Raw genomic sequence first — 12,175 nt, forward strand, 5'->3', positions numbered from 1 at the left:
TCTTCAGGACACGCCCACTCATCGGCGATGGCTGCGGGAGTTGGCGGAAGATGAATCAGCTCACATTGGAACAGATAGATTCGGCAACCATTGGTCCGCGCGCCTCAACCCGGATGGGTCACAACTCTGGGTGCAGGTAAGGGGCCGAGAGATCATCAACGGTGGGTTGAACCAAGTAGCACGCGACTACAACTCCCAGATGGGGCTGTCCGCTCCGGCCAGACCTTGAGGTCGTCATGGAAGAAACACTCACGATCAAAGAGGCGTACGCGGCAATGTACGAATACATGAGCATGCTCTACCAACAGACAGGTTCGGACGACCTGGGCGGGTTCCTGGGCAGTATGTCGCTGCTGGACAACGGCGAGCCCGTGGACCCGGCGGCATGGGCCGACTGGCTTCACGCCGTCCAGAAGGCACGAAAGGGCCAGGTCTCGATGAGCCTTGGGCTCAAGCGGGACTGACCCCGCTCAGCCCACCTGCCCCTCCTCCTCACGCTTGAGCACGCGGTCCAGCACGAAGTTCCCGAACGGCACCAGCGACGCGCCGAACGCCGCAAGCGAACGGCGCGCGGGCCACCCGTGCTCCGAGGCCGCACGGAACAGCGACGACACGAAGAGCAGGAACAAGAGCCCGTGCACGCTGCCGGCGATGCGCACCACCAGCGGCTGTCCGAGCAGGTGCTTCACCGGCATCGCCACGAAGAGCAATCCCAGGAAGGACATCCCCTCCAGGAAGGCGATGAGCCGCAACTGCCGCAGCGCATTCATGTGTCCACCCCGGGCCAGCGCGGCCGGAAGATCATCAGCACCAGCACGAAGAAGAACGGAACGGCGGCCATCAACGCCCCCGCCACCGTGCGGCGCTCTCGCGTCGCCATGGCCACCAGCGCGAGCTGCGACACGAACGACAGCGACAGCCCGCCCAAGATCCACGGCTCCGTCAGCGCCAGGTTGAGCTGGAGCGTGAGGAAGTAGCCCGCCGTCCACGTCACCAACAACCCCGGCGACGCGATGGCATGCACCGCGCGCTTGCGGTCGACGGAGCTCGTGGCCACCAGCGCCCCGACGAGCCCTCCTCCGTAGAGCACCACGCCAGTGAACTTGAGCAGGAGCAGCAAGCGGTAGAGCAGCACCCACGACCTCGGGGACCCGATGGCGTCCATCGCCACGAAGCCCCGTATGACATGCGCCCTTCCAGCGCCGTGAGTGGCGGAAACGCCAATCTTCAACGACTTCCCGCCAGGGGCACCCGCTTGGCGGGAACCCCGTGGACTGGCATCTTCTCGCCATGCACGTCGTCGCCATCGTCGCGCTGGATGGAGTGGTGTCGTTCGATCTCTCGACACCGTGTGAGGTGTTCGGCCGCGTCCGACTTCCCGGCGGCGCCGCCGGCTACCAGATCCGCGTCTGCGGGGTGACCCCCGAAGTCAACGCGGGCCCCTTCCAGATGAAGACCCGCTATGGACTGGCGGAGCTGGCCCGGGCGGACACCGTCATCCTGCCCGGCATCGCGGACGTCTCCGTGCCAGTGCCTCCCCGGCTGGTGAGCGCGGTCCGCGCGGCGGCCGGCCGGGGCACGCGCATCGCTTCCATCTGTTCGGGGGCATTCCTGCTCGCCGCGACGGGGCTGCTCGATGGACTCCGCGCGACGACCCACTGGCTGGCAACGGAGGAGCTGTCCCGGCGCCACCCGGACATCCAGGTGGACCCGAACGTCCTCTATGTCGACAACGGCCAACTCCTGACCTCCGCGGGGGCCGCCGCGGGACTCGACCTGTGCCTGCACCTGGTGCGGCGCGACTACGGCTCCGCGGTGGCGGCGGACGCGGCCCGGCACTCCGTGATGCCCCTGGAGCGCGACGGCGGCCAATCCCAGTTCATCACCCACGCGCCTCCCACCCCGGAGGGCGCGTCCCTGCAACCCCTGCTGCGGTGGATGGAGGACCACCTCCACAAGCCCCTCACCCTACCCTCGCTCGCGCGCAAGGCCGCGATGAGCGAGCGCACCCTGAGCCGCCGCTTCCGGGAACAGACCGGCACCACGCCCCTCCAGTGGCTGCTCCGGGCCCGCGTGCGCCGCGCCCAGCACCTGCTGGAGACCACCAGCCAGTCCGTGGAAGCGGTCTCGGAAAAGGTGGGCTTCGGCTCCCCTACGGCCTTCCGTGAACACTTCCAGCGCTTCGTCACCACCAGCCCCCTGGCCTACCGCCGCGCATTCCGAGGCGGCGGCGCGGGCGCCTCACACTGAAGCTCAGTGCTGGTGGCCGAAGCGCACCTCCACCCCGGGGTGCGCCGCGACGAACGCGCGCAGCTTGCGGAAGCTCTCCACGCTGCGCGGCCCATCCTGGGTGAAGGTGCCCGGCTCCACGTCGTGCTCCCAGCCCCAGCGCGTGTGGCTGGCGTCCCCCAGCAGCAGCACCGGCCCCTTCGTCGAGCGCACCAGATACGCGGTGCTCCCCGGCGTGTGCCCCGGCACCCAGAGCGCCCAGACGGATCCGTCGCCGAAGATGTCCACCGCGCCCTCGAAGATGCCCCGGGTATCCGCGGTGTAGTTCCACTCCGACAGCGCCGGCTTGCCCTCCAGCGCGCGGTTGACGGCGCCCTGCGCGAACAGGTTCACGAAGGTGCGCTTGGAGGCCTCTCCCGGACCCGTGAAGACAGGCGTCCCCGCCGGGACATCCGCCATGCCGGTGATGTGGTCCGGATGCAGGTGCGTGAGGAAGACGCCCGCCACCGGCTTCGGCTGCTTCGCCAGCCACTCGCCCAGCGGCATCAGCACCTTCATCTTCTCCATGTTCATCGCGCTCAGCACGATGCCACGCATCGCGGACCGGTCCGGCGCGTCCCTCAGCGCCGTCTCCACGCCGGTGTCCACGATGTACAAGCCTTGCGTCGGGTGCCGCAGCGCATGGAAGAAGACCTGGACGGGCTCATCGTCATCCTTCAGTTGCGCCGCCTTCGCCGTGGGGTGGTCCAGGTTGATGAGACCGCCGCGCTCCACCGCCCAGTCGCAGGACGTGACGGTCTCCAGCTCCACCGGCCCCGGCGCGTCCAGCTCCGCGAGCAGCGCGGACGCGGGCTTCGTCACCCCCAACGCGGACTTCTTGAAGTCGTGGGAGGACGTGGCGCAACCGGTGCCGACCACCGCGAGGCAGACTGCGAGCAGCGTGGACTTCATGGAGGAAACTCCTTCCGGGATGAACCCGGGCGTTCGATACGGACCGCACCATGGAGGATGCGCTCATGGATGGGAATCCACGAAATCGGCATGATGCCATCCATTCATGGATATCTCCTGGGACGACGCCCGGCTGTTCCTCGCCATCGCGGAGACGGGCAGCATCAGCGGCGCCGCGCGACGGCTGCGCATCGGCCAGCCCACGGTGAGCCGCCGGCTGGCCGCGCTGGAGTACGCGGTGGGCGCGGCGCTGTTCCGCCGGGGTGTGGACGGCGCGGCGCTGACGGCGGCGGGCGAACGGCTGGTGCCGCCCGCGAAGAAGATGGCGGAGTGGGCCGGCGAGCTACAACGCGCGGTGGAGTCCTCGGACAGCTCGCCCCGGGGCCTCGTGCGGGTGACGAGCACGCCCTACCTGGGCTTCGACTTCCTGGCCCCCTTCGCCGCGTTCGTCGACCAGAAGCACCCGGGCCTCCGGCTGGAGGTGCAGTCGCAGGTGCAGTACCTGGACCTGGCGCGCGGCGAGGCGGACCTCGCGCTGCGCAGCCGGCCTCCCACCAGCCCGGACCTCAAGCTCGTGGACACGCTGGAGGTCACCAACGGCGTCTTCGTCTCCAAGGCGCTCAAGGCCCGACTGCCGAAGAAGGTGACGCTCCAACAATTGCCCTGGGTGGCCTGGGCGCCCCCGTTCGACACGGTGCCGCCCAATCCCCAGTTGGAGTCGCTCATCCCCGGCTTCACCCCCGCCTTCACCGCGGACAACTACCTGCTGCTGGTCGCCGCGGCCGAGGCCGGGCTGGGCGCGATGGTGCTGGGACGCATGGCGCACCGCTTCCAACGCCCGACGAACCTCGTGCCGCTGGACCTGGACCTGGGGCCCTTCTCCCGGAGCCAGACACACCTGGTGTGCGCGAAGTCCGCCTTGGATATTCCACGTGTGCGCAGGGTGTCGGAATTGTTGCTTGCGGAGTTCCAGCGGATCCGCGCGCGTTGAAGAAGCCCCCCAATCGCCAGCGGGGCGCGTATTGTCACCGCCATGCAACCCGTACGTCCCGCCGCCGCCTCCTACGTGCTCATCGACGCCGAGAACGTCGACTGGGCCGTCTCCAACATCGTGGGCCGCAAACCCGAACCGCAGGATCGGGTGCAGTTCGACCGGCTCATCGGCTTCTGTGAAACATATTTTCCCAAGCCGGTGCGATGCGTGGTGGTGCTCAACGCGCGCGGGGAGCAACTCCCGGACGCGATGATCGGCTTCGTGCGCGCCCTGAAGTCCGCGGGCTGCGAGGTCGCGCTGCTGCACGGACGGCCGGATCAGAAGGTCGTGGACCTGGGCATCCTGAAGCTGCTGGAGAACATCCGCACCCAGCGCCCCGGCGCGGCGGTGGGACTCGCCAGCCACGACGGCGCGGACTTCGCGGAGGCGCTCAAGCCGCTCCTGGAGGAGAAGCGCCAGGTGGCCGTGCTGGGTCTGCGCGAGTACGTGAGCCAGCGCTTCCGCGAGCTGGTGCCCAATGGACTCAAGATCGTGGACCTGGAGCTCAACGCCAAGGTCTTCCAGCGTCCCCTGCCGCGCATCCTGCCGGTCAACGTGGACGAGTTCGATCCGTCGATGTTCGTGTAGTCGTGGTCCGTCGCAGCGCTCCCCTTCCGGAGTCCGTCCATGCCTCCCGAATCCACCTCCCAGCGCGGCGGCGCCTCCGCCGCGCTGCATGCCCTGCTGGACGCGGAGTGGCAGTACTCGCTCCAGCAGTACCCCACCTATGCCTCGCTGTTGGGGGACCGCCGGTGGAACGACCGGTGGGATGACCTGAGCCTCGCGGGGCTGGAGGCGGATCACCGTCACAGCCACGACGTGCTGGCGAAGCTCGCCCGCGTGGACCGCGACGCCCTGGACGACGACGCGGACCGGCTGCACCTGGACCTCTTCCGCCGGATGCACGAGACGTGGCTGGAGGAGTACGGGGTGAAGTGGCACCTGCTGCCCCTCAACCAGATGGGCGGCCTGCCGGAGGGGCTCAAGCAGCCGCCGGGCCTCCAGACGGCGTACCAGCTCGCGGACACCCTGCGCTTCGAGACGGTGCAGGACTACGAGGACTGGGTGAAGCGGCTGGAGCGCTTCGGCACCTACGCGGATCAGGTGGTGGCGCTGATGCGCGAGGGCCTGCGCCAGCACCGCATCCACCCGCGCATCGTGCTCCAGCGCATCCCGCCGCAGTTGGAGCGGCAGCTCGTCTCCGACCCCACCCAGAGCGGCTTCTACGGCCCCTTCACCCGCATCCCGAAGGACGTGCCGGAAGCGGACGCGCGACGGCTGGCGCAGGCGGGCCGCGATGCCATCCTGGACACGGTGGTGCCCGCGCTCCGGCGCACCCGGGACTTCCTCCTGACGGAGTACCTGCCCGCCGCCCCGGAGACCGTGGGCGTGTGGCAGTTCCCGGATGGTGAGGCGCTGTATTCGGTCCTCGCGCGCCGCCACACGACGACGCGCCTGTCCCCCGAGGAGATCCACGCGGTGGGCCTGGAAGAGGTCCAGCGGCTGCGCTCGGAGATGCTCCAGGTGATGGCGCGCACGGGCTTCACCGGCACGCTCCAGGAGTTCTTCGAAGCGCTGCGCACGCAGACTCGCTTCTACGAGCCCACGGGCGAAGCGCTGCTCGCGCGCTACCAGGCCCTGGCCAGGCGCATTGATCCGCTGCTGGAGCGGCTGTTCCGGACGATGCCGAAGAAGCCCTACGTCGTCGAACCCGTGCCGGAGGCCATGGCCCCGGACGTGACGACAGGGTTCTACTTCCCCGCCGCCGCGGACGGTTCGCGCCCGGGCACCTTCCAGGTGAACCTCTACCGGCCGGAGACGCGGCCCATCTGGGAGATGGTGCCCCTGACGCTGCACGAAGCCGTGCCCGGCCACCACTTCCAGATCGCCCTGGCCTCCGAACAGACGCAGCTTCCGGAGTTCCGCCGCTTCACGTCCTACGTCGCCTTCGACGAGGGCTGGGCGCTGTACTGCGAGTCCCTGGGCGACGAGCTGGGCCTGTACGACGACCCGCACGACAAGTTCGGCCAGCTCGCCTTCGAGATGTGGCGCGCGGTGCGGCTGGTGGTGGACACCGGCCTGCACGCGAAGCAATGGACGCGGCGCCAGGCCCTGGACTTCTTCATGGAGAACGCCCCGCGCCAGGAGCTGGACGTCACCAACGAGGTGGACCGCTACATCGCCTGGCCGGGACAGGCGCTGGCGTACAAGGTCGGCCAGTTGCGGATCAGCGCCCTGCGCACGAAGGCGGAGGCCACGCTGGGCTCGCGCTTCGACGTGAAGGCGTTCCATGATCAGGTGCTGCTGACCGGCTCGCTGCCCCTGGACGTGCTGGAGGCGAAGCTGGACGCCTGGATGGAACACGAGGCCCGGGGCGCGGCATGAAGCGCGTGCTCGCCACCGGGCTGGTGCTGGGCGGCGTGGCCCTGCTGGCGCTGGCGGCCTGGGTCGCGGTGCGCAGCGCACGCTACATCGCGTCGGAGGTGTACCCGCCCCGCCAACCGGTGGAGCGGCCCCCAGCGGAAGGGGCCTTCGCCGGCCTGCGCGACGTGTCGTTCCAGGACCGCGACGGGCTCCTGCTCAAGGGCTGGTACCTGCCGCCCCGGAATGGAGCGCTCGTCATCCTGGTCCACGGCCTGTCGGGCAACCGCACGCAACTGCTGCCCGAAGCCCGCTTCCTCGCCCAGGCCGGGTACGGGCTGGTGCTCTTCGACCTGGGAGCCCACGGAGAGAGCGCGGGGACTGTGTCCACCTACGGCGACCGCGAGGCGGGCCAGGTGATGGCGGCTGTGGATTTCGCGGTGCGCCAACCGGAGGTGGACGCCCGGCGCGTCGGCGCGCTCGGGTTCTCCCTGGGAGGCTATTCGGTGCTGAAGGCGGCGGCGGGTGACCCGCGCCTGAAGGCCGTGGTGGTGGAGGCCGCGGCCGTCGCCCCCGCGCAGGCGCTCCAGGACGAGCTGGGACACTGGGGACCCCTGGGCCTGTGGCCGGCGCTGACCGTGATGAAGCGCGCGGGCGTGGACGTGAACGCCGTGCAACCCGCCCGGGACATGGCCGCGCTGTCAGGCCGCCCCGTCCTCCTGGTGGCCGGCACCGAGGATCCCTGGGTGCCCGACGCCGCCCTGGACAACCTGCTGGGTCAGGGCCGCGGCCCCTGGGAGAAGTGGCGGGTGCCGGGCACGGGCCACGGGGACTACCTCCTGGCTTCTCCCGAGGAGTACCCCCGCCGCGTGCTCGGGTTCTTTTCGCGCTTTCTCTGAATACGTACGGCCGGGGAACGGCACCGGGGCGGTCCAGGGCTCGCCTGCCCGCAAGGAATCGGTCTGGGACCGTTGATTCTTGTACAGACATGGCATGCTTGGGGACCGGCTTGGCCTGTCTTTCCCATCCTCTTCACTTCGAACGCTCAGAAACAGAAAGTCGGGATGGCCCTGGGGGATATGTCCGTGGATGAAGCGGTCAGGCAGACAGTGGTGGGGCGCTTCACGGCGCAGGCGGCGCGCACCCCCGAGGCCGAGGCGGTCCGCTTCGAGGGCGTGGGGCTGACGTACGGGGCCCTGGATCGCCGCTCCAACCAACTGGCCCACCACCTCCAGGGCCTGGGCGTGAAGACGGACGTGCTCGTCGGCGTGTGCCTGGAGCGCTCGGTGGAGATGGTCGTGGCGGTGCTGGCCGTGCTCAAGGCCGGCGGCGCGTACCTTCCGCTCGATCCCGCCTATCCCGCTCCGCGTCTGTCATTCATGTTGGAGGACGCCAAGGCGCCGGTGCTGCTGACCCAGGCGAAGCTGCGCGCGGGGCTGCCCGCCTTCGCCGGGCCGGTGCTGTGCCTGGATGAATCCCCTGCCCTCTTCGCCCCGGAGGCCCCGGCCTCCCCGGTGGACGCTTCGAGCCTGGAGGGGCTGGCGTACGCCATCTACACCTCCGGCTCCACGGGCACGCCCAAGGGCGTGGCGATGGGGCACGGGCCGCTCGGCAACCTCATCACGTGGCAGTTGGGCCAGTCGATCGCCGGTCCGGGCACGCGCACGTTGCAGTTCTCGCCCCTGTCGTTCGACGTGTCGTTCCAGGAGCTGTTCGGCACGTGGTGCTCGGGCGGCACGCTGGTGCTGGTGCGGGACGAGCTGCGGCTGGATGCGGTGCTGCTGCTGAAGCTGCTGGCGGACGAGCGCGTGGAGCGGCTGTTCCTGCCCTTCATCGCGCTGCAAAGCATCTCGGAGATCGCCACCTCGCACCAGAAGGTGCCGGCGTGCCTGCGCGAGGTGGTGACCGCGGGCGAGCAGCTCCAGGTGACGCACCACCTGCGCGCCTTCTTCGCCGCGCTGCCGGGCTGCGCGCTGCACAACCACTATGGCCCGTCGGAGACGCATGTCGTCTCCAGTTACGTCCTCCGAGGCTCCCCGGATGCATGGCCCGCGCTGCCGCCCATCGGAAAGGCCATCGACGGCTGTGAGCTGGTGGTCCTGGACGAGCAGAAGCGGCCCGTGCCGCACGGGGAGTCCGGTGAGCTGTTCCTCGCGGGCGTGTGCCTGGCGCGCGGCTACCTCCACCGCAAGGCGCTGACGGCGGAGCGCTTCGTGGCGCACCCGCTGCGCCCTGGAACGGGCGAGCGCGCGTACCGCACCGGCGACCTGGCGCGCGTACTGCCCGACGGCAACGTGGAGTTCCTGGGCCGCATCGACGGTCAGGTGAAGGTGCGTGGCTACCGCATCGAGCTGGGTGAGATTGAGGTCGCGCTCGGCAGCCACCCGGCGGTGAAGCAGGTCGCGGTGGTGGCGCGCGAGGACGTGCCCGGCGACAAGCGGCTGGTCGCGTACGTCGTCCCGGACGGCACGCTGGAGCACGCGGCCGGGACGCTCCGGCGTCACCTGGGCACGCGGGTGCCAGACTACATGGTGCCCTCCGCGTTCGTCGTGCTGGAGGCCCTGCCCCGGACGCCCAGCGGGAAGATCGACCGGAGGGCCCTGCCCGCCCCGCTGCCCACGCGGCCGGAATTGCAGCAGGCCTATGTCGCGCCCCGCTCGCCGTTGGAACGGACGATTTCGGAGTCGTGGGCGCAGCTCTTGCGCATCGACCGGGTGGGCATCCACGACAGCTTCTTCGAGCTGGGCGGCAACTCGCTGCTCGCGCTCCAGTGCGTGGCGCGGCTGCGGCAGGAGCACGGGCTGGAGATCCCCATCGTCCAGCTCTTCCAGTCGCCCACGGTGGCGCAGTTGGCGGCGGTGCTCTCTGGGGATTCGTCGCGGCCTTCGCTCAAGCAGCAGGTGGAGGCGCGCCAGGCGAAGCGTCAGCAGGCGGCGGGTGGGACGGGGGCTTCGGAGCCGGTGGCCATCATCGGCATGGCGGGCCGCTTCCCGGGCGCTCCCGACGTGGAGACGTTCTGGAAGAACCTCGTCGGCGGGGTGGAATCCGTCACGACCTTCACGCGTGAGCAGGTGGACCCATCCGTGACCGCCGCGGAGCGTGACGCGCCCGAGTACGTGCGCGCGCGCGGCATCCTGGAGGGCGTGGAGCTGTTCGACGCGGGCTTCTTCGGCATCATGCCGAAGGAGGCGCAGGTGATGGATCCGCAGCAGCGCCTCTTCCTTGAGACGGCCTGGTCCGCGCTGGAGTCCGCCGGCTGCGTGCCGGAGACGTACCCGGGCCTCATCGGCGTCTTCGCGGGCACGCACAACAACAGCTACCAGCCGCTGCACGTCCAGCCCCGGCAGGACATCGTGGGCCGGGTGGGCGCCTTCCAGGCGATGGTGGCCAACGAGAAGGACTACGTGGCCACGCGCGTCGCGCACAAGCTGGACCTGCGCGGGCCCGCCCTGTCACTCAACACCGCGTGCTCCACGTCGCTCGTCGCGGTGGCGCAGGCGTTCTGGGCCTTGCAGACGCACCAGTGCGACGTGGCGCTGGCGGGCGGCGCGGCGGTGACGGTGCCGCAGTTGTCCGGCCACCTGTACCAGGAGGGCGGCATGCTCTCCCAGGACGGGCACTGCCGGCCCTTCGACGCGAGCGCCACCGGAACGCTCTTCAGCGACGGCGTGGGCGCGGTGGTGCTCAAGCGCCTGTCGGACGCGCAGGCGGACGGCGACGTCATCCACGCGGTGCTGCGCGGCGTGGCCGTCAACAACGACGGCGCGGCGAAGATGAGCTTCGCGGCGCCGGGCGTGGAGGGACAGGCCACCGTCATCGCGACGGCGCATGCGAACGCGGGCGTGGATCCTCGCACCATCCGCTACGTGGAGGCGCACGGCACCGCGACGCCGCTGGGCGACCCCATCGAAGTGGAGGCGCTGTCGCAGGCCTTCCGCGCGCACACCGCCGACACCGGCTTCTGCGCCATTGGTTCGGTGAAGAGCAACTTCGGCCACCTCACCGCCGCGGCGGGCGTGGCGGGCCTGCTCAAGACGGTGCTCGCGCTGAAGCACCGCGAGCTGCCGCCGACGCTGCACTTCCAGACGCCCAACCCGAAGATCGACTTCGGCAAGAGCCCCTTCTTCGTCCAGACGAAGCGCTCCGCGTGGCCCGAAGGCACGGAGCCCCTGCGCGCGGGCGTCAGCTCATTCGGCGTGGGCGGCACCAACGCGCACGTCGTGGTGGAGGAGGCTCCCGCGCGGCCTGACTCCGGCCCGTCGAAGCCCGTCCAGGTGCTCCTGCTTTCGGCGAAGACGCCCGCGGCCGTGACGCAGGCGGCGCAGCGACTGGCCGCGCACCTCCAGGCGAACCCGGAGCTTCCGCTCGCGGACGTGGCGCACACGCTCTCCACCGGCCGGCGCGCGTTCCCGTTCCGCAAGGCCGTGGTGGCGGGCAGCGCGGAAGAGGCCGTGAAGGCGCTGACGGCGGCAGGGGCGGAGGCCACCGCGCTGGAGTCCACCCCTCCCCTCGCGTTCCTCTTCCCTGGCCAGGGTTCGCAGCATCCGGACATGGCACACGGGCTGTACCGCCACGCGCCCGCCTTCCGCGCCACGGTGGACGCGTGCGCGGAGGTGCTGAAGCCGCTGCTCGGGCGCGACCTGCGCGAGGTGCTCTTCCCGAAGGACCCGGAGTCCCCCGAAGCCGCCGAGGCGCTGCGCCAGACGTCGTTCGCGCAGGCGGCCCTCTTCACCGTGGAGTACGCGCTCGCTCAGTTGTGGTGGAGCTGGGGCGTGCGTCCGGCCGCGCTCGTGGGTCACAGCGTGGGCGAGTTCGTCGCCGCGTGCCTCGCGGGTGTGTTCACGCTGGAGGACGCGCTGCACCTGGTCGCCAGGCGCGGCCAGCTCATGCAGGCGCAGGCGCCGGGCAGCATGCTGTCGGTGCGCCTGTCCGCCGAAGCGGTGGCGCCCCGACTGACGGATGGGATGGCCATCGCGTCGGACAACGGTCCGCGCCTGTGCGTCGTCTCCGGTCCCACGGACGCGGTGCTGCGGCTCCAGGCCACGCTGGAAGCGGAAGGCGCGGCCAGCCGGCTGCTCCAGACGTCGCACGCGTTCCACTCGCCGATGATGGACGCCGCGGTGGCGCCCTTCCTCGAAACGGTGAAGGGCATGCGCCTGTCGGAGCCGCGCATCCCCATCGTCTCCACCGCGACGGGCACGTGGCTCACGCCCGCCGAGGCGACGTCCCCCGACTACTGGGCGCGGCACCTGCGCGACACGGTCCGCTTCGCGCCCGCGCTGCGCACGCTCTGGGAGAAGGGCGATCACCTGATGCTAGAGGTGGGCCCGCGCGTGACGCTCGCCACGCTGGCGCGGCAGCAGGCCACCACCGAACAGCGCGCCCGGGTGTTCACCTCCCTGGGCGAGTCCAGCGGCGACACAGCCGACTGGAGCGCCCTCTTGAATGCCGCGGGCCAACTCTGGCGCCGGGGCGTTCCCCTGGACTGGTCGGCGTTCCATGCCGACGAGCAGCGCCAGCGCGTCACCCTTCCCACCTATCCTTTCCAGCGGCAGCGCCACTGGATCGAACTCGAGCGGGCCCCCGTGCCCGCCCCCACAC

Annotated in this window: 10 protein-coding genes; 7 read left to right on the forward strand and 3 right to left on the reverse strand. The window is 70.3% G+C overall.

Translation table 11 applies throughout. The annotated features are described in order from the left end of the window. Positions 1-236 precede the first annotated feature (236 nt). Positions 237-464 carry a hypothetical protein gene (locus D7V88_RS13625; RefSeq protein WP_120541068.1) on the forward strand — a complete coding sequence of 76 codons (228 nt, stop codon included), beginning with the start codon at positions 237-239 and terminating at the stop codon, positions 462-464. Positions 465-470: 6 nt separating this feature from the next. Here D7V88_RS13625 and D7V88_RS13630 read toward each other — a convergent pair whose 3' ends face one another. Beyond that, on the reverse strand, positions 471-770 hold the full coding sequence (locus D7V88_RS13630) for a DUF3817 domain-containing protein (RefSeq protein WP_120541069.1): 300 nt from the start codon (positions 768-770) through the stop codon (positions 471-473). Next, complete coding sequence (locus tag D7V88_RS13635) at positions 767-1,135, reverse strand: hypothetical protein (protein WP_120541079.1); 369 nt, start codon at positions 1,133-1,135, stop codon at positions 767-769. Before D7V88_RS13635 ends, D7V88_RS13630 begins: the two co-directional genes overlap by 4 nt. A gap of 134 nt (positions 1,136-1,269) precedes the next feature. On the opposite strand from D7V88_RS13635, the gene D7V88_RS13640 reads away from it, so the two are divergent. Then, positions 1,270-2,250, forward strand: a complete 981-nt coding sequence (locus D7V88_RS13640; protein WP_244238130.1) for a GlxA family transcriptional regulator — start codon at positions 1,270-1,272, stop codon at positions 2,248-2,250. Between the two features lie 3 nt (positions 2,251-2,253). Here D7V88_RS13640 and D7V88_RS13645 read toward each other — a convergent pair whose 3' ends face one another. After that, a complete protein-coding gene (locus tag D7V88_RS13645) occupies positions 2,254-3,180 on the reverse strand; it encodes an MBL fold metallo-hydrolase (RefSeq protein WP_120541071.1) in 927 nt (308 codons plus the stop codon). A gap of 106 nt (positions 3,181-3,286) precedes the next feature. On the opposite strand from D7V88_RS13645, the gene D7V88_RS13650 reads away from it, so the two are divergent. The 5 genes from D7V88_RS13650 to D7V88_RS13670 form a co-directional block, all read left to right on the forward strand. Further along, positions 3,287-4,171, forward strand: a complete 885-nt coding sequence (locus D7V88_RS13650; RefSeq protein WP_120541072.1) for a LysR family transcriptional regulator — start codon at positions 3,287-3,289, stop codon at positions 4,169-4,171. A 42-nt stretch (positions 4,172-4,213) separates the two neighbouring features. After that, positions 4,214-4,801, forward strand: a complete 588-nt coding sequence (locus D7V88_RS13655) for an NYN domain-containing protein (RefSeq protein ID WP_120541073.1) — start codon at positions 4,214-4,216, stop codon at positions 4,799-4,801. 39 nt (positions 4,802-4,840) lie between these two features. Beyond that, positions 4,841-6,598 carry a DUF885 domain-containing protein gene (locus D7V88_RS13660; protein ID WP_120541074.1) on the forward strand — a complete coding sequence of 586 codons (1,758 nt, stop codon included), beginning with the start codon at positions 4,841-4,843 and terminating at the stop codon, positions 6,596-6,598. Beyond that, complete coding sequence (locus D7V88_RS13665; RefSeq protein ID WP_120541075.1) at positions 6,595-7,473, forward strand: alpha/beta hydrolase; 879 nt, start codon at positions 6,595-6,597, stop codon at positions 7,471-7,473. The genes D7V88_RS13660 and D7V88_RS13665 overlap by 4 nt, the downstream gene beginning before the upstream one ends. 165 nt (positions 7,474-7,638) lie before the next feature. Continuing rightward, a partial coding sequence (locus tag D7V88_RS13670; RefSeq protein WP_147448720.1) for a polyketide synthase occupies positions 7,639-12,175 on the forward strand: 4,537 nt, incomplete at its 3' end.

The organism is Corallococcus terminator (assembly GCF_003611635.1).
Lineage (GTDB): Bacteria > Myxococcota > Myxococcia > Myxococcales > Myxococcaceae > Corallococcus > Corallococcus terminator.